We start from the raw sequence: 21,973 nt of genomic DNA, 5'->3' as shown, positions 1-21,973 counted from the left end.
CCTGTCATATGGGGTCATATGTCCCTACCCCCCTGATGCCGACTGCGCGAATTGATCTCCGGGGAAGAGTGCTTGGCTCGTATGCTGGTGGATGTCTGAGACCTTGGGGAAGATCTTGGCCACCGAGTCCATGGCGACGCCGAAGCCCACGGGGTTGACGTTCACCCCAGGGATCATGTTCAGCCCCTTGGAGCCAAGCCATTGGCCCTCGTGGTATCCCGCTGCGGCAAGGCCGCCCATACGGGACTTCAGCGCACTGGTGGTGTGCGCCACCTCGTAAACCTCTTTGGAATTGCCGCCAATCTTCACGAGGCCACCCAGTCCCAAGCCGCCTGTGACCTCTCGCGAGGTCTTGCCGAAAGTCATGAGGATATTCGCATCCCCGACCCTGCTGTATTCGAATCCTTTGCCGAGATTGGCGACTGCCTTGATGGCCCGGGCCTCCCCGACGACCTTGGTCCCCTTGCTGAACATCCCGATCCCCGGCATGAGTCCCACCGCGTCGAACCCCATAGTCGTCCAACTCACGTCGGCGCCGCCCATTTTGGCGAGCCCGTGCGCGCCCAGCGCGAGCCCGCTGGTGATGAGGGCGGCCGTACCGAAGACCGCGGCGAGAGGCGGGAACGGCAGCGTGACGATGGCCAGGAGGCCCAAGACCGCTGTCAGGTCACTCAACAGGTCACCGATCAGTTTGATCAGGTCGGCGTGGTCCTGGAGCCACTTGCCGGCCGCGTCCCACGCGTCGGCGACCCCCTTCGTGAGCTTGTCCCAGAACCCCGGCTCGTCCGGCGCGATGTCACCCGCCTTGTCGAGCTCCTTGCTGATCGCCCCGGCGGCCTTGCTGTAGCGGTCCTCCAGGTCGTGGACGTCGGCGATGACCGTGGTCACCTCACCCGACGCCTTGCCCATTTCCTTGGTGCCGAGCTTCGCCTCCGACCGGGCCTCCAGCTTCTCCCCGGCCCGCTTCTCCAGCCGGTTCGCCTCCTCCTGGAACTCGTGCAGCTCCCGCGCCCACCGGTGGAGCGCGCGCGATGCCTTGTCGAAGGATTCGTGGCTCTTGCGGATGAGCGGAGTTACGTCTTCCTCTATGTACTCGGTGAAAGCTACGGCCGCTTTACCTTTCCAGGCACCGCGCTCTATTCGCTCCAGATCGCGGACGGCGGTGCCCAGCTCGGACGCGAGGCCGCCGAGTTTCTTGGCGAGGCCGCGGGTGTCCTCCACGTTGCCCGGCGTCGGGTCCCAGCCGATGTGGGGAAAGGCCGGACGCTTGCCCGTCACGTCACTTCCCCTTCTTGTGAGCCGACTTGTCGGCCGACTTGTGGGTCGACTTGAGCGACTCGGCGAGGGCCTGGTCCAGCTTGCCGAACTCCGTGTCGATCTTGTTGATCATCTTGACGGCGCCCTGCGTGTGCTTCCCCAGCTGCTTGATGCCGTAGCCCCACTCGTCGGCGAACTCGTGTACGTCCTCGATGAGCTCCTTGGCCCCGACGACCGAGCCGTCGGTGCCCTTCAGGGTGCGGCGCGCGGCGTCCATGCGGTCACTGACTCCCGAGAACGTTCTCTTGAGGTCCTCGAAGACCGTGCCGTCGAGCCGAAGGTCGCTCATGAGTCGTGCTTCCGTTCCTCGTGGGGTGGGGGCGGTGGTCGGCGCACCGCCCGGACGGTCGCGGTCACGATGCGTGCCGTGACCAACGATGTTCACGATATTCGTGAGACCTGTGAGTCCACGGGGCAGGGTGGCTCTTTCCGGTCGGTCACCGGTTGACGGACTGGATCTCCTCGACCTTGACCGCCTGGTCGTTCCCGTACTCGCCGTTGGGCAGCGTTCCTCCGGGGCTGTTCGTGCCCTTCCAGGTGATCTCCCAGGTGGCCGTGGCCTGAAGGTCGTACGTGCCCTGGCCTGAAGAGCGCTGGTAGACGACACCGCACGGCGGGGTCTGCTCGGCCTTGCCCTTCGCGTACGGCTCGCCGATGGAACCGTCGTCGTTGAGTTCGCACGCCCCCGAGCCGGGCAGCACCTTCGCGTCGTCGGTGCCCGGCTTCAAGGTGAGCGAGACGGGCTTCGCGGTGGTGGTGGCCTCGATGTGCAGCCCGGGCGCGTCGAGTGAGGCGGTCACGGAGACGGGCTTGAACTCACCCTTGTCGAGCCAGGCCCACGTGGGGAGGTTGACCTTGGAGGCATTGCCGGGGGCGAGTGAGACCTTGGTGCCGGGAACCTTGATCTGGTCGTAGGCGAGGCCCGCGAGGATCTCCGGGCTGATGACGTTCGGGACGTCGGGGGTGTCGCCGTTCTTGACCCAGAAGGGGGGCTTGTTGCATTCCGCCTGCTCGGCCACGGTGGCGTCGGGGCTGAACTGGGCGCCCCACCACATGCCCTCCTTCTCCTTGTCGATGTTGTAGTTGTCCTTGGCGTACGCCTGGTTCTCGTCGGACATGTCGTTCAGGGCGTCGCGCGGGGCCTCGGGGTCGTGCCGGGCACCGAAGTACAGCCGGTCACGGAACTCGCGGAACTTGCTCGCCTTCCACTCCGGCGCGTACCAGCAGGGAGGCGGCGTCCAGTTGGGGTCCACGGCCGTGACGGGGCCGCCACCCGACGACGAGCCGGATGACGTATAGCTGATCTTGGCCACGGCCCCGACGGTGCGTTCGGGGCCCTTCGTGCCGTGGCTGTCGGTCGCGATGGGGTCCGCGGCCATCGCCGGAGCCCCTGCCAGCAGGAGCAGTGAGCCACAGAGGGCTGAGGTGATGAGTTCCTTGCGCATATTCGTCCCCGTAAATGGCGGTGGATAGCTGTGCGGGACATCGTGGTTGACAGGGTCAGCGTGCTGGAGGGGTTGGTCAGCCCTGGCACTGCTGGGCTTCGCTCTCCACCTTGATGAGGTCGGCCCGCCACAGACCCTTGGTGTTCTTCGAAGGCTTCATCGAGATCTGCCAGAGCGAGTAGTCCTTGATGCTCGGCTTGGTGCGCAGGACCTTCCCACTCTTGGTCTCCTTGCCGAAGAGCTTGTTGTCGTTGGTGCAGAAGGTGACGGCGATCGTCTTCTTCTTGGCGACGGTCTCGACCTTCTGCCGCGTGTAGCGGCGTACGCCGGTGACGGTGTAGCCGGCGTCGACGTGCTTCTTGATCTGGTCTTTGGCATACGTGTACGCCGGGCTGCCGTAATCGGAGTAGAACTTGTACGCGGCGTCACCAGCGTCCTGCTCCACGATTCCGTGTTCGATGGCCCGCGCGAATTCCTGGGCGTCGTTCAGCGCGGCGGCCTCGTCGTGGTCCGACAGACTGGTCTTGTCGAAGGCGAGCTCCACGTCCGAAGGGAACTTCATCTCGGGTCGGTCGATGTGGGCCGTCTCGCCGGCCGAGGCGCCCGGGGAGGGACTCTTTTTCGCCCCTCCGCCATCCGCCCCAGCGATCTTGTCCTTCCCCGAGTCGTCACCGCCGTCACCCCCGCATCCGCTCAGGAGCAGGGCGACGGCGGCCGCCAGGGAAACGGCGGTGACGGGAAGGGTGCGACTGCGGTTCACGTGTGACTCCCGGTGGGGCGACAGTTCGGCGAGCGATCCGACCGTACTGAAGCGGCCGCGGCCTTCGCCAGAGCGATTTTGCTCATGTGGACAGTGGGCAAATTCCGTACAAGAACGGTGGCTTCGGCCAAACAGTGCGTGTGGGGTTGCACGGTGTTTGCCCTTCCCTCTCCGTCCCGACGGCCGACGGCCGACGCGGCCCTGGACTCCCTCCGGACGAAATCCCGTGCGCCGTCGCGCCACTGCGGCCAAGATGGCCCGATGCCCATAGAGCCGCCCACCGCCCCCGCCTCCGTCCCCGCCCGCCGAAGCGAACCCCCCACCTCCGGTGCCGGCGAGCGTGCCTCGCTCACCGCGTTTCTGCAGTACCAGCGCGAGACCCTCGCGATGAAGTGCGCGGGGCTCACGGCGGAGCAGCTCAAGGAGCGGGCCGTGCCGCCCTCCGACATGTCGCTGCTCGGGCTCGTCCGGCATCTCGCGGAGGTCGAGCGCAGCTGGTTCCGCAACGTGCTGAACCGCGAGGCCGCCAAGGCCAACTGGCAGGGGCGCGTCCCGGGCGAGTACGCCGACTTCGACGTGGCGGACGCCGACCCCGACGAGGCGTTCGAGGTCTGGCACACGGAGTGCGGGCGCTCCCGCGCCATCGTGGACGCGGTGGACTCCCTGGACGCCACCGTCGACTTCCGCGACGAGACGTACTCGCTGCGCTACATCCTCACGCACATGATCGAGGAGTACGCGCGCCACAACGGCCACGCCGACCTGCTCAGGGAGCGGATCGACGGAGCCACGGGGGAGTAGGTCCCCTAGGGGAGCAGGTCCCGTAAGGGAGGTCGAGGGTCCGTGGCCCCTAGGGCCCGTAGGGTGGCGGTCGAACGGACAGTCGTACCGGCGGACCGGGAGACCGGAGAAGCACCGGCAACGGGGAGAGTGCCTGCATGGCCCGCTACACACCACCGCAGACCATCGCGCGCGGCGGATTCAGCATCAAGGTGCCGGAGACGTGGTGGGAGTTCGACGTGCGGCCCGAGTCGCGCGACGCCGCCATCCGGCAGATGATCAACGACCGCGTCCGCGCGCGCCCCGAGCTGGCCCCGCACCGGGAGACCTTCGAGGGGTTCCTGCGCAAGGCGGCGAAGGACGCCTGGCAGTCCGGCGCGCTGTACTGCGGCTGCATGGCGGAGAGCTTTGGCGGCGATACGCCGGTCACCGGCTCCGTCACCGTCTCCCTGGTCGGCGCCCGCACCCCGAACGGCGACGTCCTGCCGACCGACCCCGAGCGCATCGTCGCCCAGCTCGGCGTGCGCGAGGCGAAGCGGGAGGGGGACGCGTGGCGGAAGGTGACGACCGTCGACATCCCGGGCGTCGGCCTCGCGGCCCGCACGCACGGCATCGAGGACGTCTCCGTGGACGGCGACGAGCGCACGATGCGGGTCGTCCTGATGCAGACGTTCATCCCGGTGCCGGGCCAGGAGGGCAAGGTCGCCCTCGTCTCGGGCAGCAGCCAGATCCTCGACCTCGCGGACTCGTTCTTCGACATCTTCGACGCGGTGACCTCCACGTTCCGCTTCGCGGAGTAGCGGCCGGCAAAGCTTGTCGCGAGGATCCGACTGCCCATCGGCCTTTCATCCTCCGCTTCCCATCAGCAGATAACGGCTAGTAGCTTCGCTCGTGCGTACGGTTTCTGTCGGCGTAGCGAGGTAGGGGAAGTCGCATGGGGGGCCATCGGCCGTTGGACTGGCACGTCTTGGACCTGGAGAAGGATCCGACGCCGGGTGATCCGCAACGGGCGCGGTCCCTACCCACCCCCGGAGGGGCCGCATGCGCATGTTCTGGCTACAGGCGCTCTACGCTGCTGAGTCCGCAGGGGAGCAGGATCCGCTCTCTGCTGCCCGGCGCTCCTTCGCCAAGTTCGCCCGTATCGAGTTCCCCGTGCCGAACGGCCCCGATGTCGACGGGTGCCTGTTTGAGTACGGGGTCAACTCCTTGAGCGGGGAGCCGCTTTTCGTCGTCAACCTGACCCGTCAGTTCGAGGCCCTCGATCCAGACGGAGAGCACGAGAGCTACACGCAGGTCGCGTGCGAAGTGCGCTACCGGGTTACGGAGGACCTGGAAGCGCTCGGCGACTGTGCGGAGTGGTGGTTTCGCGGGGGGCAGGAGGGCGACTTCGAGTCCTGGTGGCGCTCGCTGCCCTGGGAGTCGCTGCTCGACACCGTGGCCGGACGCGCGCCCGCCACCGTGGCCGTGACGTCTGACCTCGACTGACGGTGGCGCGGGGCTGGGACATCGTGACTCGGGGCGTCCCCTCATATGGGTGACGCCCCGGGCCGTCGATCACTCAAACGTCAGCGCCGGTTCAGCGCCCGCTTCACCCGCTTCCCGGACGCCGACTCATCCAGCGTCTTCCACAGCTTCGCCGAGCTCAGTGACGTGTAGACGCCGGGTGCGCCCTGCGCCCCGCAGCCGTCGCCGTACGAGACGACGCCGATCAGGATCGGGGTCTCGCGGCCGGGGACCTTGCGGAAGATGGGGCCGCCGCTGTCGCCCTGGCAGGAGTCCTTCGTCTCCACGCCGGCGCAGAAGTTGACCTTCGCGTCGTACTCCTTGTAGCTCGTGCGGCACTCCGCGTGGGAGAGGATCGGGACCTTGACCTGGCGCAGGCGGTCGGGGCTGTGGTCCAGCTCCGTGTCCGTGTTGCCCCAGCCCGCGACCGTCGCCTTCTGGCCGGGGCGGATCAGCGCGTCGGTGCCCTGGGTGGGCAGCGGCACCGCGGAGATGCCGCGTACCGGCTTCGCCAGCTTCAGGAAGGCGACGTCGTACGCCTCCTTGCCCTTGAGGTAGCGCGGGTGCACGACCACGCCGCCCTTGGCGATGTCACGTATCCGGCCCTGTTTGGCGGAGAGGACCGTGCGGCCCACCGCGACCTGGAGGGACTTCGGCTTCACCGGCTTGCCCGCGTCGTCGACCATGCAGTGCGCCGCCGTCACGACCGTGTCCGGGGTGACCAGGCTCGCGCCGCAGAACTGACGGTCGCGCACGCTGCCCGGGCCCTTCTCCAGGACCGCCGTCATGAACGGGTAGGCGTCATTGGGTACTTCGGTGCCGCCGATGATCGCGTGCGCGGCGGGCGCGGAGGTGGCGACCAGGGCGAGGGCGGCGGTCGTCGCGGCGAGGGCGACGGCCGCGGGGGTCTTCCGCCCGCGCGCGGGCCGCGCGGACATTGAGGTGCCGATTCTCTTGGAGTTCATGGGGGGTTGTTTCTCTCTCGTACGGCAGAAAGTGACTCACTCTGCGCGCGAAAGGTCCGGACCATAGTGCGTCAACGGCGGTTACCGGTACGTCATTTGGTAGGCCGTCGAACCATTCCGGTCAGCGGAATTCCGCGCTGAAAAGAGAGAGCCGAATCGCCCCGCACGGGTTCACTCCGCCGCGCGATCCGTTTCCTCCGCCAGCAACTTCCGCAATACCGGCGACAGTTCCGGTATGCGCACGCCCGCCGCCTGCGCCGCCGCCAGCGCCCGTACGTAGGCCACCGCCTCCTCGCGCAGCGCCTCCCTCTCCCCGCTCCGGCGCGCACCCACCACCCAGACCATGATCGCCACGGGGATGAGGATCCCCGCGAGCAGAGCGCCCGGTACGTCCTCCGTCGCGCCGTAGCCCGCGCCGATCACCCCCGCGATGAACAGCAGACAGCCGCCCTCGCCGTGCCAGCCTCCGTCCTCCGCCGTCGCCTCGTAGGTGGAGACCGCGAACGGCTTGGCGGGGAGGGCGGGGAGGGCGGGGGTGTACGGGGCGTGCGCCGCGTCGCGCACCCGGGCCTGGTCCTCGGGCTGGGCCTGGTCTCGGGCCTGGCCCTGGGCCCGGTCCTCGGGCGCCGGCGGCTGATGCGTCCCGCCGGACGGCATCCGCTTCACCTCGTCGTACGAAGGAATCGGCGCCGCCCCCTTCCCGCTCGCGTTGTCCGTCCGGCCCACCAGCCAGTCCGGTATGTGCGTCACCGGCACCCCGTACGCCTGCGCGAGCCCGATCACCTCGCGGTAGCCCACCAGGTGCGGGTGCAGCAACTCCCGCTTCCAGCGGCGCCATACGAGCACCCAGAGCCCGCCGCCCACGAGCAGCAGCGGGAGGGCCGGGCCGTAGAGCACGGCGGGCGGTTTTCCGGCGAGGGCGGGGACCCCGGGGGAGACGAACGGCCAGACGGCGGCCGCGACGACGGCCAGGCAGCCGAGCCAGACCGGTGCGCTGGTGCTCACCCGGCCCACGGCCTTCCGGCGCTCCTTGAGCAGGGTGGCCGTCGCCGCGTCGTCCGTGTAGTCGAAGCCGCGCCGGACGCCGATCTCCCGTACCGCCACGAGGAGTCCGGGGGCCGAGGCCAGGGCCGCGCGGGTCACGGGGAGGAGCTGAGGTCGGTCGGTGGGGGTGCTCATCGTGGAGCCAAGTCCCTTCGTGAACGGCGGGGGGTGGTGGGGTCGACGCATGTGGTGCGGTCCGGTGTGCCGCGGGAACCGCCCCACCCCCCCCACCCGCGTCACCCATGAGGCTGACGGATCATGGCATGGCCGGTTCGGGACCCGGGGCCGGGGGCCCGGCACCGGGATGACGCATGTGGGAACCGTGTGAAGGGACCATCGGGCCCTGCCCCGGCGGCCGTTGTGCAAAGACTGTGGATTCGCGTACGCACACGATTGACCGCACGCAGGAACCAAGGATGACATCGGAACCAAGGGGTGTGGATTGCGCGTGGATAACGATGCCCGGTGTGAGGTTCGCGATCTTTAACGCGCCTTGAGGGGCTTATGTGCTGCTGATACGGTGCGATGACTTGACACTGAGTCTGAGGCTGAATAGTTCGCCTGAGACAGGCGGATGAGCCGAGAGTGTCGCGAATGAACGAAATTGACCGAATCTTCTTGGGTGTGCGGGGAGCAGTTGCGTGAAGATCCAGGAGCGTATGGGGGCGGGCAACAGCCGTTCCGCCGCGCCGGCTCGGCAAGCGGTCGGTGAGCGCCTTCCCGCGCCGCCTCGCGAGCGCAAACCGGCACTCGCCGCACTGGCCGTCCTCCTCATCCTCGTCGGCGCCCTCGGCGCCACCGTGCTGGTGCTGCGCGCGGGCGACCGGATCGAGGTCGTGAAGGTGAACAAGGAGATTCCGGCCGGTGAGGGCATCACCGACGGCAGCTACACCACGGTGATGGTCAACGACGACAGCTCGGCGCACTTCATCAAGAAGTCCCAGCTCGACCAGCTCAAGAAGCTGAAGGCCAAGGCCACCATCTACCCCGGCACCGTCGTCGTCGGCGAGATGTTCGGCGCCAAGGCGTCGCTGCCCGCCGGCAAGGCCTCCGTCGGCCTCTCCCTGAAGGAGGGGCAGTACCCGGCCGACCTGAAGGGCGGGGACACCGTCGCCGCGTACCCGGTCACCGCCGGCACCTCCACCGGCAAGGGCTCCGCGGGCGGTTCCACGAGCGGCACGCCGCTGGTCGCCGCCGCCAAGGTGAGCTCCGTCATCGCCAAGAGCGACGCCACCGTGAGCACCGGCAACCAGAACGTCACGCTGCTCGTCCCGCAGGACGAGGTCGGGCCGCTCGCCAGTGCCGCATCCGAGGGCAAGGTCGTCCTCGTCCGCATCCCGTCCGACGCCAACTAGAGGCGAGTACAAGAGACATGGCGCTCATCGCACTCGCCGCCGACAAGGGATCCCCCGGCGTCACCACCGCCGCCGTCGCGCTCGCGGCCGTCTGGCCGCGCCGCGTCCTGGTGGCGGAGACCGACCCCGCCGGCGGCGACCTGGTCTACCGCAGCGCCGCCGCGCACGGCGGTCCGCTCAACCCCAACACCGGCATGCTCTCCATCGCGGCCACCGCGCGCCGCGGCCTCGTACCCGACCAACTCTGGGACCACACCCAGCCGTTGAGTGGCGGCCTCGAAGTTCTCGTCGGGCTCGGGATCGCCGAGCAGGCCGCCGGACTCGCCGGGATCTGGCCCACCCTGGGCCGCGCGTTCGCCCAGCTCGCCGACTCGCCGCACGCACCCGCCGACGTGATAGCGGACTGCGGCCGGATCAGCGGCGACGGACCGGCCGTCGAACTCTTCCCGCACGCGGCGCTCGTGCTCCTCGTCTCGCGCACCGAGCCGGAGGCCATCGCGCGCGTACGCGACCGGGCGGCGGCCCTCGCCGCCAAGCTGCACGGCGGCTCGCGCGGCGCCGCCTCGCTGGCCCAGCCCCTCATCGGCGTCCTGCTGATCGCGGACCCCTCGACCTCCGCCAAGCTCGTCCACCAGGTCAACGACATGCTGATGGCCGCGCAGACCGGCGCCCGCGTCGTGGGCACGCTCGCCGACGACCCGGCGGGCTCCGACCAGTTGGCCGGGCGCCGGCGCGGCCGGCTCGACAAGTCGCTGCTCATCCGCTCCGCGCGCAAGGTGACCGTCGACCTCTACCAGCAGTACGGCGCCGCCTGGACCAACCCCGTCGCGCACCACCCGGGGCAGGCCCGATGACCACACCCGTCGATCACCAGCTCGTCAAGCGGTTCCGGCAGGACGCCGGTGACCGCATCGCCGAGCAGCGCCGTCTCGACCAGGTCTCCGGCGTCACCCCGATGTCGGGCGAGGACGAGCGGCACTACGCCCGCGCCGTCATCGCGCAGATCCTGGAGGAGTACGCACGCGCGGAGATCAACGCCGGGCGCACCCCCCTCGACGCGGAGACCGAGGAGCAGTACGCGGCCGCCGTGCACGCCGCGCTCTTCGGCGTCGGACGGCTGCAGCCGCTGCTCGACGACCCCGAGGTCGAGAACATCGACATCAACGGCTGCGACCAGGTCTTCGTCGGATACGCCGACGGCCGCGAGACCAAGGCCGACCCGGTCGCCGAGACCGACGAGGAGCTCGTCGAGCTCATCCAGGTCCTCGGCGCGTACTCGGGTCTGTCGTCGCGTCCCTTCGACTCCGCCAACCCGCAGCTCGACCTGCGGCTGCCCGACGGCTCGCGTCTGTCCGCCGTCATGGACGTCACGCGCCGCCCCGCGCTCTCCATCCGCCGCGCCCGCATGGGCAAGGTCTTCATGTCGGACCTGGTGGGGAACGGCACCCTGACGCCCGAGATCGGCCACTTCCTCGCCTGCGCCGTCCGCGCCCGCAAGAACATCATGATCGCGGGCGCGACCAACGCCGGAAAGACCACGCTCCTGCGCGCCCTCGCCAACGAGATCCCGCCGCACGAGCGCCTGGTGACCGTCGAGCGCGCCCTTGAGCTCGGTCTCGACCAGTTCGCCGACCTGCACCCGAACGTCGTCGCGTTCGAGGAGCGGCTGCCCAACTCCGAGGGCCAGGGCGAGATCTCGATGGCGGAGCTCGTACGCCGTTCGCTGCGCATGAACCCCTCCCGCGTCATCGTCGGCGAGGTCCTCGGCGACGAGATCGTGACGATGCTGAACGCGATGTCGCAGGGCAACGACGGCTCGCTCTCCACGATCCACGCCAACAGCTCCAGCGAGGTCTTCAACCGTATTTCCACGTACGCGCTGCAGGCCTCCGAACGTCTCCCCATCGAGGCGAGCCAGATGCTCGTCGCGGGAGCCGTCAACTTCGTCGTCTTCATCCAGCGGCGCAACGACTACCAGTCCGGCGGCAAGCTGCAGCGCATGGTGACCTCGGTCCGCGAGGTCAACGGCGTCGACGGCCGCGTCCTGTCCAGCGAGGTCTTCGCACAGGCGCCGGACGGCCGCGTCGTCGCACACGCGCCGATCGCGTGCATGGAAGAGCTGGCCGCGTACGGCTACCGCCCCGCCGGGCAGTGGGGGTGAGCACGACATGAACACAACGGAATCGCTGAACGCAGCGGGTGCGGGCGTGAGTTCCTTCACCGCGAGTGGTCCGCTCGCCGCGGGTGACCCGCTCGCCGCGGGCGGCTCGCTCGACGCCATGGGCGGCCTCTTCTCGCTGACCGTCCTGTACGCACTCGGCTGCGGCATCGCCGCCGGCGGCGGCCTCGCGCTGCTCGCCGTGGCCATCCGCGGCCTGCCGGCCAAGCCCGCCCACGAGAAACACCGGGCGAGCGAGCGCGCCAGCGAACTGGTCCGCTTCGTCGGCCGGCGCGGCTCGGCGGCGATCGGCGTCGGCCTGGTCGTGCTGCTCCTCACCCGCTGGGCGGTGGCGGGCCTGGCCTCCGGCATCCTCGTCTTCTTCTGGGACAAGCTGTTCGGCGGCGCCGCCGAGGAGCGCGCGCAGATGAAGCGTGTCGAGGCGCTCGCCGCCTGGACGGAGTCGCTGCGCGACACGATCGCGGGCGCGGTCGGCCTGGAACAGGCGATCCCCGCGTCGGCCCGCGCCTCGGCGCCCGTCCTGCGTCCGCACCTGGACGCCCTGGTGGACCGGCTGCGGGCCCGTACGCCGCTCCCCGAGGCCCTGCAGATCCTGGCCGACGAGATCGACGACGCCTCGGCGGACATCATCGTCGCGGCCCTCATCCTCAACGCCAAGCTGCGCGGCCCCGGTCTGCGCCAGGTGCTCGGCGCGCTCGCCAAGTCGGCGCGCGAGGAGGTCGACATGCGCCAGCGCGTCATGGCGCAGCGCGCCTCGACCCGTCGCTCGGTGCAGATCGTGGTGGCCGTCTCGATCGCCTTCGTGCTCGGCCTGTCCATCTTCAACCGCGAGTTCGTCGAGCCGTACGGCACACCGCTCGGGCAGGCCATGCTCGCCCTGGTCTGCGCCCTGTTCGCGCTGGGCTTCTGGTGGCTGCGGAAGCTGTCGACGGTGGAGACGCCGGACCGCTTCCTGGTCAAGGACGAGCCGGGCGTGCAGTTCGTACGTCCGCGGGGTCCGGGTCCCGGTTCCGGTTCCGGTCCCGGTGGTCCGGCTGGTCCTGGTGGCCCCGGGGGCGCCGGTGGCCCCGGTGGCGTGCCGACGGCCGGTGACCCGGGTCAGGCGCCGCAGTTCGGCAGGCCGGGCGCGGCCCAGCAGGTCGTGCCGGGCTACACCAACCCGTCCGAGGGGGCACGCCGATGAGCCTGACGATGCCGGTACTGATCGGCGCCATCCTGGGACTCGGCGTCTTCGCCCTGGTCCGCGCCCTGATGCCGTCCAAGCGCAGTGCCGTCGCGACGGTCGCCCGTATCGACGCGATGCGGGCGCGCGGCGCGGCGTACGAGTCGCACCGCGCCACCTCGGACGTGGAGCGGCCGGGACGCCTCGGCTCGCTGCGGACCCGGGTGGGCGCGCGGGTCTCGGAGTTCTATCTGCAACAGGGCTGGGAACAGCGGTCGTTGCGGGCGGATCTCGCGGTGCTCGACCGCAGCTGGGAGAAGTTCCTGGCGACGAAGGTGCTGCTGGCCGCGGCGGGCTTGTTCTTCGGGCCGTTCCTCTTCGTGATCGTCGCCGTGATCGGGTTCGCCCGCAGTCCCGTCATCCCGGTGTGGCTGGCGCTGATGTTCGGCGCGCTCTTCTTCTTCCTGCCGGACCTGGAGGTACGCAGGGACGCGACGGACAAGCGGCGCGACCTGCGCCGCGTCATCGGCGCCTATCTGGACCTGGTGTCGATGAGCCTGGCGGGCGGCCGTGGTCTGCCCGAGGCGCTCATGGCGGCGGCCGAGGTCTCCGACGGCTGGGCGACGCAACGCATCCGGAGCGCGCTGGCCGACGCCCGCATCACCGGCGTCAGCCAGTGGCAGGCTCTCGGCTCGCTCGGCGAGGAACTGGGCGTGGAGGAGCTGAAGGACCTGTCGGCGTCCCTGGCGCTCGTGGCGGACGACGGCGCGAAGGTGCGCGAGTCGCTCGCCTCCCGCGCGGAGACGATGCGCCACCGCGAGCTGGCCGAGATCGAGGGAAGCGCGGGCGAGAAGTCCCAGTCGATGCTGGTCGCGCAGCTGCTGCTGTGCGCGGGCTTCCTGGTCTTCCTCATCTTTCCGGCGGCGATGCGCGTGTTCCAGGTCTAGCGACGTGACGACGACGGTGCCGGCGACAACGGGGCCCGGCACCCTCCCCCCACCACTCCTGAGAGGACAACTCACCATGAACGGACGGAACTTCAGCCACCCGGCTGTCGACTTTCTCGTGACCTTCTTGAAGGGCCGCGTCCAGCGCGCCCGCTCCGGCGAGCTCGACCGCGGCGCGTCCGCGGTGGAGTGGGTCATCATCTCGGCGGTCGTCGTGGCGATCGTCGGCGTGGTCGCCGCGATCATCAACGCGGCGCTGAAGGGCGGCGCGTCCAAGGTCGGGGACTGCATCGAGGGCGCCGACGCGGGCAAGACCTGCTGAGCCGACGGACCGACCGACACCGGTATCTGATGCCATGAGGAATCACGAGGGTCGAGCGCGGAGTTCGCGCGGATCCGTGGAGCGGGCGGGCAGCTCGTGCGAATCCGAGGAGCGAGCGGGCAGCTCGCGCGGATCCGACCGGGCGGGCAGCTCGCGCGAATCCGAGGAGCGAGCGGGCAGCTCGCGCGGATTCGGTGGATTCGTACGCCGCAGGGTGGAGGCCGCCTCCACCCGCGGCGAGTCCGGCATGACCGCGATCGAGTTCGTGCTGCTCACCCCGGTGCTGTTCTTCATGATCTTCGCGACGGTGCAGTTCGCGCTGTACTTCTTCGCGGACCACGTCGCCCAGGCGGCCGCGCAGGCGGGCGCGCGCAAGGCCCGCGCCACGGCCGACGAGAACCCCGGCGGCTGGCGCGGCGAGGCGAACGACGTGGCGGACGCCTACATCCGCCAACTCGGCCCCCAGCTGGTGATCGACCCGGACGTGAAGACCGTCCAGCCCGAACAGAACACGGTCGGCGTGGAGATCACGGCGAAGGTGCCCATGGTCTTCCCCGGCCTCGACTTCACGGTGCACGCGCGGTCGTCCGGGCCGGTGGAGCGGTTCGTCGAGGAGGACGAGTGAGGGGGGCGGTGCGGGCGGGCGCGGCGGGTGTGGTCGGCGCGGCGCGTGTGGTCGGCGTGGCGCGTGTGGCCGGCGCGGGGCGCCGGTTGCGGGCGCTCGGGTGCGCACGCGGAGGCCATTACGCGCGCGAAGGCGACCGCGGGCTCTCCACGGTCGAGGTGGTGATCCTCGCCCCCGTGATGATCCTCTTCATCCTGGTCCTGGTGGCCTTCGGCCAGCTCGTCGACGGCAGGGGCGCGATCGACGGCGCGGCCCGCGACGCCGCGCGCGCCGGGTCGATCCAGAAGGACTACGGGACGGCGATGGCGGAGGCGAGAAAGGCGGCGTCGGCCGACCTGGCGGACGTCTGCTCGGGCCCGGTGAACGTCGTCCAGAAGAGCCGGGGCTTCGACTCCGACGTGGACCCGTTCTTCACGGTGGAGGTCAGCTGCCAGGTGCGGGGCCTGGCCATGCTGGGCCTGGACATCAAGACGACGCTGGACGCCACGTTCAGCTCACCGCTGGACCCGCTCCGGAGGACGGCGTGACCGTGACCGTGACCTTGTCAGCGATCAGGCGGCCGGTACGGGCCTGGGTGCGGGCGCGCCGCGAGGCCCTGGACGACCGGGGCTCGGGCGCGGGCGCGGTGATCATCTTCGCGATCGTGTTCCTCTCGCTCTCCGCGTTCGTGATCGACGGCGGCCTGTCGATCTCCAAGCGGGAACGCGCCGCGGACATCGCGGAGCAGGCGGCGCGGTACGCCGCGCAGGACATAGACAGAGAAGGCATATACGAGGGCGTCAAGGGCGCCCCCATCAACTACGAGAACTGCGGCGCCCGAGCCCAGGCCTTCGCGGCGGAGGCGGGCCTCAACGCCCGCGACACAGCGGCGACCCACTGCGTGAACGCGAGCGCCCAACGGGTGGAGGTCGAGGTCCAGCTGACCTACAGCCCCGTGTTCACAGGCATGTTCTACGGCGGCGACGTCACGGTGCGGGGCAGCGCGGTGGCGGAGAACGAGGTCGGCTGAGGGTCGCCGACGGGGCCCGGGGGCCGGGGGTAGGGGGAGGCGGCTTTCGGCTTCCGTGCGCCGAATCCCGCGAGGGGGACGGCGCGCTTCCGCTCGGCTCATCACACGTATTGATGATGCGTTTCGGCGTATGCCGGGGGCGATTGCGGTGGGGAGGCCGAGCGAGGAGCTGCCGACCGGCAGGACGAAACCCGGTCCGCGCCAGGCACTTCCCACCCACCGCCCCCGACCCGCCCCGGACGGAACACCCCACCCACGCGTCCGAGTGCCAGCCTCCCCCCTCCCACCCACCCCCGGGCCACCCCACTAGCGTGACCGTCGCTTCAGCGAACCCACGCCTCCGGGAGCCCCCAAGTGCCCTACCGCCCCCACCTCGTGACCGCCGCATTCACCGTGTCCGCGGCCCTGATACTGACCGCGTGCGGAGGAGGCCCGGCGGACGAGGGCGGGGACGACGACCGGATCGCCGGGGCGGAGACCGCCGGGGCGGCCGGCACGGACCCCACCGCCTCCCCGTCACGGCCCGCGCCCCGCACCGGTCGCCCGACAGTCGCGCTGCCGTCGTCCTTCCGAGTGGAGTTCGAGAACTGGACGAACAGCGACCCGCAGCTGCAGGCCATCCTGGATGACGGGAAGGAAGAGCTCCGGGCCGAGTACGCCGCCATCATCGAGGCCGACCCACGCTCCGAGGCGCTCGCCTTCTACAACACGGGTGCGTCCCTGAAGTCCGCACGCAAGTGGGTGCAGGGCTTCGTGGACGACGATCACACTCTGGTCGGCGAAGGCCGGGTATTCGCCCCTCAGGTGCATCTGAGCAACGAGGGCTTCGGAGTCCTCTTCTACTGCGTCGACGAGAGCAAGGGGTACACGAAGAATCGGAAGACCGGGGAGAAAAAGGGCACTCCGAAGGGTACTGACCCACGACTCCAGTACCGAACGCGTCTCGACAAGTCCGAGCAGGGCGTATGGAGAACGACGACGGTGGAGACGGAGCGGGGCGCGTGCTGATGGGGGAGCGCAGCCTCCGCAGGGCCCCCGGCCTGCTGGTCGTGTCGTTACTCGTACTGGCCTCTGTGCCGGTCAGGGCCCATGCGTGGGGTGAGGATGTGGACAGACAGTCGAGTGCGCCCTCGCAGGGCGTCGGCGGCGATGCCTCGGGCAGGGACCTGATGGCGTCGGTCTCCCACTCCAGGATCGAACTCACGCGACCCGGTGGGCGGACGGCGCAGGCGTCCATGGGTGAGCTCAGATCCGTGGACCCCAACTGGCGGCCCCCGACGTGCTGGTATGAGCCGGTCTTCTCCCCGGAGCAGCTCAAGGCCGCCGTCGCGACGGGCGAAGGCGGCCTGGTCAATGCCCATGTGTGGTGGAGCAACCGTCTCTGGGTGGACCACTACGGGAAGGGGAAGCCGGCCCGCACCGCCGGCCTGCACCTCCCCCGGAGCCCCGACGCCGATGGCTACAAGAACTACAACCTCGGCAAGAAGGGCATGTTCTGGCGCAGCACGGTCCGCAAGGGGATGTACCAGGACTCGAAGGCGTGGGACTGCGGCCGCATCATGTTCTGGCAGCCCGCCGGCGCGATCCCCGAGGACGCGTACGCCCCGACCCCCGAGACCCTCGCCGCCTTCGCGTACGACAAGATCCGGGTCCCGGACACCAGGGTCGAGCTGAAGCCCACGCAGGGCTCGACCGTGAACCTGCCCACCTGGATGTGGCTCGACAAGGGAACGTTCAAGGCCGTCGGAGTCCGTGCCGATCTGCCCGGCACCGGGTTGTACGCGGTGACCACGGCCAAGCCCGTCGCCCTCCACCTTCAGCCGGGCACGGACGAGGCGAGGACGTACCCCGCCTCCGGGGACTGTGAGATCGGCGAGGACGGCAGCATCGGCACGCCGTACAGCAGGGAGGCGGCCGCCACCGGCGACCCGCCCTGCGGTGTCGAGTACCTCCGCGCTACGGGTGGCCGTCCCTACCCGCTGACGGCTTCCGTCACGTGGGCCATCTCCTGGAAGGGGACGGGCGGGGCGACGGGCGACCTGCCGAACGGCACGTTCGAGAGCACCCAGGACGTGCACGTCCAGGAGATCCAGTCGGTCAACAGGTGATGACGGCATGCCCAGCTCGAGTTACGGGGAGGTCCTGGCCGCATGGCCGAAAGGCTGAGAGTCGACGGCACGGAACTCGACAAGTTCTGCAGGCAACTGAAGAGGTCGAACGACGCACTCAAGGGCCTGCACAAGGCGCTCTCCGGCGCCACCGTCTCGGGGCTGGGCACGGATGATCTGGACAGTGCGTGCGAGGAGTTCCAGGAGGACTGGAAGTACGGCACCGAGCAGATCGGCGAGCAGGCCGAGGATCTCGCGAAAATCATCGGCGACAACAAGGAGAGCTACTTCGAGGTGGACAGGGCTCTGGAAGAGGCCATGAGGAAATCCCGGGAAAAGGAGGAGCGGAAGAACGGTGGAGGAGCGGAATGACGATCACGCCCGGCCTGGAATCCGACCCGTACGCGCACTCTCCCGCGGCACGAAATACCGACCTGCCCGAGGGCCTGAAGTCCCCTTCGGCGGTGCCCGACCCGGGCAAGGACATCGAGAACCCCCACTACCCGGCACTCGGCTTCAACCCGGTGCCCGGCAACTGCGACACGGTCAGCTCGCTGCACAGGAAACTGGTCAGCTGCGCGAAGGTCCTGGACGACACGCACGCAACCGTGACCAAGCTGATGGACGGCAGCTACTGGGCGGGCGACGCGGCGGTCGCCTGGCGCGAGCAATTGCAGGACGGCCCGCTGGCGAAGAATCTCCGGAACGCCGCGAACTCGATCGGCAAGGCGGCCCGCCAGCTCGACCGTTGGCACGGTGAACTGGAGGATTTCCAGGCGCGCGCGAAGCGGTTGAACGCTGAGGCGAAGGACGCGCGCGATGCTCTGCGCAGAGCGAGAGGCGGCGCGGACGCGGCGGCCGAGGCCCCGGGCCTGAAGGCCGGGAAGGCCGCGGGCCACGACGACGCGAAGAAGGCACTCGGCCGAGCCGACGCCCGCGTGGAGGAAGCCGAGGCGGAACTCGAGCGCATCCTTGGCAGGGCCAGGAGACTGGCCTACGAGCACGAGGAGAAAGCCGGCCGACGGGCATCGAAGATCCGCACCGCCACGGCGAAACTCGCTCCGCACGAACCGGGTTGGTTCGAGGACACGATGGAGTGGATCAAAGAAAACCTCCCGGACATCCTCAGCACGGTCGCGGCAGTTGTGGGGTTGGTGGCGCTGTTCGTGGTCTCGGGCGGGACGGCGGCTGCGGTGCTTTTGTTGGTGGGGGCGGGGCTGAGTGCGGGGGCACTCGCATTGCGGGTGTTCGCTGACCCGGAGCTACGGGCCTCGCTGTGGGATGGCGTCACCAAAGGCGAGCTGGACCAGGACTTCTGGAGCAATCTGGTGACGGTGGGAGGCGACGTGCTGGGGGCGGCGCCGGGAGTGGGGGCGGTGTGGAAAGGGACGCGAACGGCCATGCAGGCTGCCGGAGATGCGGGAGAAATGCTGCCGTTGGGGCACCGGATCGCTCGGCTCGGATCCCGCACGGTGGACGAGGCGAAGGCACTCACAGGACTTGGTAACTCGCTCCTGACCGCGACCGTTCGGGGCGCGAGGGCCGACTCGGTCGTCAACGCGGTCCAAATGACCTCGACGTCGTTGGGGGTGGGTACTGCGGGATTCGGACTGGCCATGAAAGTGGTGGACGCGGATGACGACGGAATCAAGGGTGGAGCCGTGGCTGGAATCGATGGAACACGCCTTGGCGTCGACGGCAGTGGAGTTGTCGATGTAGCCCGACATGTCTTCAGGTGAAGCTGTTTACTGTGAGGAGCCGACTTCGATGAAGCCGAATGAACACCGGGTGGCGTGGGGCCACAAGCCCAGCCGACAGTCTTGGGCGAGGAGCATGATCGGCAGTTTCCTCAGAGCTCTGGGCTGGCTGTGCGTGGCTCTCGGAAGCCTTTTTGCGATTTCTGGCCTTCCGGCCTCCATCGGTTGGGTTCTCTTTCCATTTCTCCTCTACGCGCCGTTTCGCGTTCTGGTGGAGGCGTCCTTCGTGGTCAGTCTCATCCGTATGCGGCGGGTGATGGGCGAATATGGATGGCAGATCATCGACGATGTTCCCAAAGGTATTTGTCCGCACCCTGCGGCTTCGGACAAGCGTATGTGGTTCGAATTCGCCAATCCGGAGAACCCCGCGGAGCGGGTGCCCTTGACCTTCGTGGCGGCTTTTCGAAGCCACTGGTGGTTCAGGCGGATTGGTGCGCCTGGTGCGAAGCCGGAGCGTCGGGCGCAGATCGAGCCGCTGTGGTTTGCCGGCGACCCACGGTTTCTGGCTGTAGTCGCCGTTTCGAGTCGCGATGGATCGGCGCCCCGTCGGCTGCATCTTCTGTATCAGGCAGGGGCCTTGGGCGGGCGGGCCGTCTCAGAAGGACAGAAGGTCAGTTCCGCGGCGGTGGAGCGGGCCCGCCGGGCTGGTGCCCGGGTCCGCGAAGCGGCAGGTCCGCCCGTGTGACCGCACTGAAATGAGCCCCCACTTCGAGTGTGGGCGAGCTCATCGGGCGGGCAGCGTCAGCCCGCCCGCCGTCCTCTTGCTCGCACAGGTGGTGCTGCATCCCATGCCCAGCGACTCGTCGTTTTTCGTCATCGATGACTCTGCCCGTGACCCCGAGGCCGACATTTGGTTCACGGTGCCCGCAGGATTCGTCACCCTTCCGCAGGAGATGCTGCTGAATGCGGTGGAGCCGTCAGGGGAACTTGCGTTCAGCGCCGTTTTGAGTTCATTGCTGGACACTGCGCCTGACGAGCTGACCCGGCGGATCTTTCGGGCACAGCTTGGCTCTCTAGGGCAGTTGTTTGTTGCTCTCTGCGAAGTCGGCACGGTTTACAGCGCAATCGGTCTGCATCACGATGACGTTGGAACCGAAGACGACGGCTCTCTGGACGACGACAGTAAGAGGTCCGGTGAACGAGTTGGCGTCGCCGGGCCAGGAGGCAGTGGTCAACCTCTGCTGTCCTTCCTGACGCTTTCATGGCGTGCCATCGCCATGGCTCCGTGTCCCGTCACAGCAGCGCGCGCCGTGACGGCGAATCAGGGCGACGTTCACACCGGTATTGAGTACGTCGAGGACGCGGCCTGTGGACCAGCCAGTCTCAGCGAGTCACTTAGGACCCCTCTTGCGGTCGGCGGACTCGGTACCCAGCCGTTGCTCCAGATTCACGCCAACTTGCCGCATCCGGACGGACAGCGTCTCGCCGTGCTGACCTTGAGCACACGGGCCCTGCACCGTCGAGATGACTATCGCCGCATCCTGCGAGACTGCGTGGGCCTGGTCAGCTTCGACGATCCGCTGGGCTGAGGAGCCTGCGAGGCTTGCCTGCCACCAGGGTCCGTCGGGGCAGTGGAGCCCAACTTCGTTAGTGGGCCGCGGCTACTTCCCGTCCCCCCTGTCGCCCTTCCCGCCACCCCCGTCCTTCCCCTTGCCGCCCTTCCCGTCCGTCTTCACCGCGTCGTTGATCTTCTTGGTGAGGTCGTCGTCCAGTTTCTTGAACTCGCGTACGACCGCGTCGGACAGGTCCGCCAGCTGGTCCAGTTGCTGGCCTATGTCCTCGCGGCCGTCCTCCCAGTTGGACTCGAAGTCCTCCAGGGAGTCGTAGACGCCGCCGTCGCCGATGTCGTCCTTGTAGGACTCGAAGGTCTTCTTCGTGCGGTTCATGCGGGTCTTGATGGAGCGCAGGCGGCTGCCGTAGTCCTCCAGGTCGGTGAGCGGGATGGTGAGGTCGCTCTTGCCCTTGCTGCCCACGTTCGTGTCCCTCCTGCGGCGTTCGCCTGTTCATACGCCGATACTCGTGTGTTTCGACGCTCAGTGCCGTATGGGTGGCCGAGCTCGACCACCTCGCAACTGTCCCCCATCCTGACGGCCGAAGTCGTGGTGCTCACCGGATCCTCCGGGCGTCCTGAAATGGTGACTACCCATCGCCCCATACCGCCAGCTCGAGTTCCGTTGTGCCCTCGTTCTCTTCCACGTCCACCTGGAGGACGTAGTCGAGGGATTCCGTGACAGCCATGAAGCCATCGCCGTCCGCCAAGGCGAGCTCTTCCAAGAAGTCGGTCAGCAGGTGGGGGGACGAGCGGGCGATGCCCATGGACCGGTAGTCGCCGAACAGGAGGAAGAGAGAGGCGTTCGAGGTCGGCAGAGGGACGGATTGGGCGGGGTAGGCCGGGGGAGCCGAGGGCCGTTCTTCGGCCCGCACGGTCCAGGCACAGGTCCAAGTCCTTTGACCGGAGGCCGGCGGGCGGAAGGTGAGCTGCTCTCCGGCCGGCACGCCGAGCACGGATCCCCACCTCCGCACGAGGGAGTCCGACTCGTCGAGGGAGACCCAGGAGACGGCCTGGGCATTCCCGCCCAACGCACCGAAGCGTTGCAGCAGATCCTGACGGGCTGCTTTCCCGTCCCGTTCCCGCAACTTACGGCGCAAGGCATCCGCAGTACTCAAACCGGCTCCTCCTCGATTCCGCGACCAC

General features: G+C 68.9%; 27 protein-coding genes. 18 read left to right on the top strand and 9 right to left on the bottom strand.

Annotated elements, in window-relative coordinates; genetic code table 11:
- Positions 1-24: 24 nt before the first annotated feature.
- The 4 genes from ACFYO9_RS05900 to ACFYO9_RS05885 form a co-directional block, all read right to left on the bottom strand.
- A complete protein-coding gene (locus ACFYO9_RS05900; RefSeq protein ID WP_358774659.1) occupies positions 25-1,278 on the bottom strand; it encodes a WXG100 family type VII secretion target in 1,254 nt (417 codons plus the stop codon).
- A gap of 1 nt (position 1,279) precedes the next feature.
- Positions 1,280-1,606, bottom strand: a complete 327-nt coding sequence (locus tag ACFYO9_RS05895) for a hypothetical protein (RefSeq protein WP_355804057.1) — start codon at positions 1,604-1,606, stop codon at positions 1,280-1,282.
- A 148-nt stretch (positions 1,607-1,754) separates the two neighbouring features.
- Positions 1,755-2,762, bottom strand: coding sequence for a hypothetical protein (locus tag ACFYO9_RS05890; RefSeq protein ID WP_358774661.1), 1,008 nt, complete (start codon positions 2,760-2,762; stop codon positions 1,755-1,757).
- Between the two features lie 76 nt (positions 2,763-2,838).
- Entirely contained in the window at positions 2,839-3,522 is a 684-nt protein-coding gene (locus ACFYO9_RS05885; protein WP_358774663.1) for a hypothetical protein, read from the bottom strand.
- 261 nt (positions 3,523-3,783) lie between these two features.
- Between ACFYO9_RS05885 and ACFYO9_RS05880 the strand changes: the two genes are divergently transcribed.
- The 3 genes from ACFYO9_RS05880 (at position 3,784) to ACFYO9_RS05870 (ending at position 5,787) form a co-directional block, all read left to right on the top strand.
- Complete coding sequence (locus ACFYO9_RS05880) at positions 3,784-4,323, top strand: DinB family protein (RefSeq protein WP_358774664.1); 540 nt, start codon at positions 3,784-3,786, stop codon at positions 4,321-4,323.
- Positions 4,324-4,460: 137 nt separating this feature from the next.
- Positions 4,461-5,102 (top strand): hypothetical protein, encoded by a 642-nt coding sequence (locus ACFYO9_RS05875; protein ID WP_355804053.1) that lies wholly within the window; start codon positions 4,461-4,463, stop codon positions 5,100-5,102.
- A gap of 241 nt (positions 5,103-5,343) precedes the next feature.
- Positions 5,344-5,787 carry a hypothetical protein gene (locus ACFYO9_RS05870; protein WP_358774666.1) on the top strand — a complete coding sequence of 148 codons (444 nt, stop codon included), beginning with the start codon at positions 5,344-5,346 and terminating at the stop codon, positions 5,785-5,787.
- An 80-nt stretch (positions 5,788-5,867) separates the two neighbouring features.
- On the opposite strand, the gene ACFYO9_RS05865 is transcribed toward ACFYO9_RS05870, so the two are convergent.
- Complete coding sequence (locus tag ACFYO9_RS05865) at positions 5,868-6,770, bottom strand: serine protease (protein ID WP_358774668.1); 903 nt, start codon at positions 6,768-6,770, stop codon at positions 5,868-5,870.
- A gap of 171 nt (positions 6,771-6,941) precedes the next feature.
- On the bottom strand, positions 6,942-7,949 hold the full coding sequence (locus tag ACFYO9_RS05860) for a hypothetical protein (RefSeq protein ID WP_358774670.1): 1,008 nt from the start codon (positions 7,947-7,949) through the stop codon (positions 6,942-6,944).
- 506 nt (positions 7,950-8,455) lie between these two features.
- Here ACFYO9_RS05860 and ACFYO9_RS05855 point away from each other — a divergent pair.
- The 6 genes from ACFYO9_RS05855 to ACFYO9_RS05830 all read left to right on the top strand — a co-directional run bounded on the left by ACFYO9_RS05855 (position 8,456) and on the right by ACFYO9_RS05830 (position 13,779).
- The gene (locus tag ACFYO9_RS05855) at positions 8,456-9,169 is read left to right on the top strand and encodes a hypothetical protein (RefSeq protein WP_358774672.1); all 714 of its coding nucleotides are present in this window, start codon (positions 8,456-8,458) and stop codon (positions 9,167-9,169) included.
- Between the two features lie 17 nt (positions 9,170-9,186).
- Complete coding sequence (locus ACFYO9_RS05850; protein ID WP_358712224.1) at positions 9,187-10,023, top strand: hypothetical protein; 837 nt, start codon at positions 9,187-9,189, stop codon at positions 10,021-10,023.
- Positions 10,020-11,330 carry an ATPase, T2SS/T4P/T4SS family gene (locus ACFYO9_RS05845; protein WP_358712222.1) on the top strand — a complete coding sequence of 437 codons (1,311 nt, stop codon included), beginning with the start codon at positions 10,020-10,022 and terminating at the stop codon, positions 11,328-11,330. Before ACFYO9_RS05850 ends, ACFYO9_RS05845 begins: the two co-directional genes overlap by 4 nt.
- Before the next feature lie 118 nt (positions 11,331-11,448).
- Complete coding sequence (locus ACFYO9_RS05840; RefSeq protein ID WP_358774777.1) at positions 11,449-12,531, top strand: type II secretion system F family protein; 1,083 nt, start codon at positions 11,449-11,451, stop codon at positions 12,529-12,531.
- Positions 12,528-13,457: a type II secretion system F family protein gene (locus ACFYO9_RS05835; RefSeq protein WP_358712220.1), complete on the top strand. Its 930-nt coding sequence runs from the start codon at positions 12,528-12,530 to the stop codon at positions 13,455-13,457. Before ACFYO9_RS05840 ends, ACFYO9_RS05835 begins: the two co-directional genes overlap by 4 nt.
- Before the next feature lie 76 nt (positions 13,458-13,533).
- On the top strand, positions 13,534-13,779 hold the full coding sequence (locus tag ACFYO9_RS05830; protein WP_355804039.1) for a hypothetical protein: 246 nt from the start codon (positions 13,534-13,536) through the stop codon (positions 13,777-13,779).
- Positions 13,780-13,821: 42 nt separating this feature from the next.
- On the opposite strand, the gene ACFYO9_RS05825 is transcribed toward ACFYO9_RS05830, so the two are convergent.
- Complete coding sequence (locus tag ACFYO9_RS05825) at positions 13,822-14,028, bottom strand: hypothetical protein (protein WP_388665970.1); 207 nt, start codon at positions 14,026-14,028, stop codon at positions 13,822-13,824.
- Between ACFYO9_RS05825 and ACFYO9_RS05820 the strand changes: the two genes are divergently transcribed.
- From ACFYO9_RS05820 to ACFYO9_RS05780, 9 genes are all read left to right on the top strand, one after another.
- Entirely contained in the window at positions 14,027-14,404 is a 378-nt protein-coding gene (locus tag ACFYO9_RS05820) for a TadE family protein (RefSeq protein ID WP_355804035.1), read from the top strand. The genes ACFYO9_RS05825 and ACFYO9_RS05820 overlap by 2 nt on opposite strands.
- Before the next feature lie 86 nt (positions 14,405-14,490).
- The gene (locus ACFYO9_RS05815; RefSeq protein ID WP_355804249.1) at positions 14,491-14,931 is read left to right on the top strand and encodes a TadE/TadG family type IV pilus assembly protein; all 441 of its coding nucleotides are present in this window, start codon (positions 14,491-14,493) and stop codon (positions 14,929-14,931) included.
- 23 nt (positions 14,932-14,954) lie between these two features.
- On the top strand, positions 14,955-15,413 hold the full coding sequence (locus ACFYO9_RS05810; RefSeq protein ID WP_358712247.1) for a pilus assembly protein TadG-related protein: 459 nt from the start codon (positions 14,955-14,957) through the stop codon (positions 15,411-15,413).
- Positions 15,414-15,788: 375 nt separating this feature from the next.
- A complete protein-coding gene (locus ACFYO9_RS05805) occupies positions 15,789-16,421 on the top strand; it encodes a hypothetical protein (RefSeq protein WP_358774674.1) in 633 nt (210 codons plus the stop codon).
- Between the two features lie 227 nt (positions 16,422-16,648).
- Positions 16,649-17,521 carry a hypothetical protein gene (locus ACFYO9_RS05800; protein WP_358774676.1) on the top strand — a complete coding sequence of 291 codons (873 nt, stop codon included), beginning with the start codon at positions 16,649-16,651 and terminating at the stop codon, positions 17,519-17,521.
- Between the two features lie 42 nt (positions 17,522-17,563).
- On the top strand, positions 17,564-17,893 hold the full coding sequence (locus ACFYO9_RS05795; protein ID WP_358774677.1) for a hypothetical protein: 330 nt from the start codon (positions 17,564-17,566) through the stop codon (positions 17,891-17,893).
- The gene (locus tag ACFYO9_RS05790) at positions 17,890-19,260 is read left to right on the top strand and encodes a hypothetical protein (protein ID WP_358774679.1); all 1,371 of its coding nucleotides are present in this window, start codon (positions 17,890-17,892) and stop codon (positions 19,258-19,260) included. Before ACFYO9_RS05795 ends, ACFYO9_RS05790 begins: the two co-directional genes overlap by 4 nt.
- Positions 19,261-19,354: 94 nt before the next feature.
- Positions 19,355-19,963 (top strand): hypothetical protein, encoded by a 609-nt coding sequence (locus ACFYO9_RS05785; protein WP_355804025.1) that lies wholly within the window; start codon positions 19,355-19,357, stop codon positions 19,961-19,963.
- A 103-nt stretch (positions 19,964-20,066) separates the two neighbouring features.
- Positions 20,067-20,807, top strand: a complete 741-nt coding sequence (locus ACFYO9_RS05780) for a hypothetical protein (protein ID WP_355804023.1) — start codon at positions 20,067-20,069, stop codon at positions 20,805-20,807.
- Positions 20,808-20,879: 72 nt separating this feature from the next.
- On the opposite strand, the gene ACFYO9_RS05775 is transcribed toward ACFYO9_RS05780, so the two are convergent.
- Together ACFYO9_RS05775 and ACFYO9_RS05770 are read right to left on the bottom strand one after the other, a co-directional pair.
- Positions 20,880-21,251 (bottom strand): hypothetical protein, encoded by a 372-nt coding sequence (locus ACFYO9_RS05775; RefSeq protein ID WP_355804021.1) that lies wholly within the window; start codon positions 21,249-21,251, stop codon positions 20,880-20,882.
- Positions 21,252-21,417: 166 nt separating this feature from the next.
- On the bottom strand, positions 21,418-21,945 hold the full coding sequence (locus ACFYO9_RS05770) for a hypothetical protein (RefSeq protein ID WP_358712204.1): 528 nt from the start codon (positions 21,943-21,945) through the stop codon (positions 21,418-21,420).
- Positions 21,946-21,973: the final 28 nt, after the last annotated feature.

Origin of the sequence: Streptomyces sp. NPDC005863 (genome assembly GCF_042871345.1) — a bacterium.
Lineage (GTDB): Bacteria > Actinomycetota > Actinomycetes > Streptomycetales > Streptomycetaceae > Streptomyces.
The sequence above is the reverse complement of the archived record's forward strand: the minus strand, read 5'-3'. Positions and strand labels throughout refer to the sequence as shown.

What these genes read in the sequence shown, in the direction of transcription:
- ACFYO9_RS05870 (WP_358774666.1), top strand. Translation starts at nt 5,344, where the DNA reads ATGCGCATGTTCTGGCTACAGGCGCTCTACGCTGCTGAGTCCGCAGGG.
- ACFYO9_RS05865 (WP_358774668.1), bottom strand. Translation starts at nt 6,770, where the DNA reads ATGAACTCCAAGAGAATCGGCACCTCAATGTCCGCGCGGCCCGCGCGC.
- ACFYO9_RS05895 (WP_355804057.1), bottom strand. Translation starts at nt 1,606, where the DNA reads ATGAGCGACCTTCGGCTCGACGGCACGGTCTTCGAGGACCTCAAGAGA.
- ACFYO9_RS05780 (WP_355804023.1), top strand. Translation starts at nt 20,067, where the DNA reads ATGCCCAGCGACTCGTCGTTTTTCGTCATCGATGACTCTGCCCGTGAC.
- ACFYO9_RS05790 (WP_358774679.1), top strand. Translation starts at nt 17,890, where the DNA reads ATGACGATCACGCCCGGCCTGGAATCCGACCCGTACGCGCACTCTCCC.
- ACFYO9_RS05795 (WP_358774677.1), top strand. Translation starts at nt 17,564, where the DNA reads ATGGCCGAAAGGCTGAGAGTCGACGGCACGGAACTCGACAAGTTCTGC.
- ACFYO9_RS05825 (WP_388665970.1), bottom strand. Translation starts at nt 14,028, where the DNA reads ATGCCGGACTCGCCGCGGGTGGAGGCGGCCTCCACCCTGCGGCGTACG.
- ACFYO9_RS05800 (WP_358774676.1), top strand. Translation starts at nt 16,649, where the DNA reads ATGGGTGAGCTCAGATCCGTGGACCCCAACTGGCGGCCCCCGACGTGC.
- ACFYO9_RS05835 (WP_358712220.1), top strand. Translation starts at nt 12,528, where the DNA reads ATGAGCCTGACGATGCCGGTACTGATCGGCGCCATCCTGGGACTCGGC.
- ACFYO9_RS05850 (WP_358712224.1), top strand. Translation starts at nt 9,187, where the DNA reads ATGGCGCTCATCGCACTCGCCGCCGACAAGGGATCCCCCGGCGTCACC.
- ACFYO9_RS05890 (WP_358774661.1), bottom strand. Translation starts at nt 2,762, where the DNA reads ATGCGCAAGGAACTCATCACCTCAGCCCTCTGTGGCTCACTGCTCCTG.
- ACFYO9_RS05840 (WP_358774777.1), top strand. Translation starts at nt 11,449, where the DNA reads ATGGGCGGCCTCTTCTCGCTGACCGTCCTGTACGCACTCGGCTGCGGC.
- ACFYO9_RS05880 (WP_358774664.1), top strand. Translation starts at nt 3,784, where the DNA reads ATGCCCATAGAGCCGCCCACCGCCCCCGCCTCCGTCCCCGCCCGCCGA.
- ACFYO9_RS05785 (WP_355804025.1), top strand. Translation starts at nt 19,355, where the DNA reads ATGATCGGCAGTTTCCTCAGAGCTCTGGGCTGGCTGTGCGTGGCTCTC.
- ACFYO9_RS05830 (WP_355804039.1), top strand. Translation starts at nt 13,534, where the DNA reads ATGAACGGACGGAACTTCAGCCACCCGGCTGTCGACTTTCTCGTGACC.
- ACFYO9_RS05845 (WP_358712222.1), top strand. Translation starts at nt 10,020, where the DNA reads ATGACCACACCCGTCGATCACCAGCTCGTCAAGCGGTTCCGGCAGGAC.
- ACFYO9_RS05820 (WP_355804035.1), top strand. Translation starts at nt 14,027, where the DNA reads ATGACCGCGATCGAGTTCGTGCTGCTCACCCCGGTGCTGTTCTTCATG.
- ACFYO9_RS05860 (WP_358774670.1), bottom strand. Translation starts at nt 7,949, where the DNA reads ATGAGCACCCCCACCGACCGACCTCAGCTCCTCCCCGTGACCCGCGCG.
- ACFYO9_RS05875 (WP_355804053.1), top strand. Translation starts at nt 4,461, where the DNA reads ATGGCCCGCTACACACCACCGCAGACCATCGCGCGCGGCGGATTCAGC.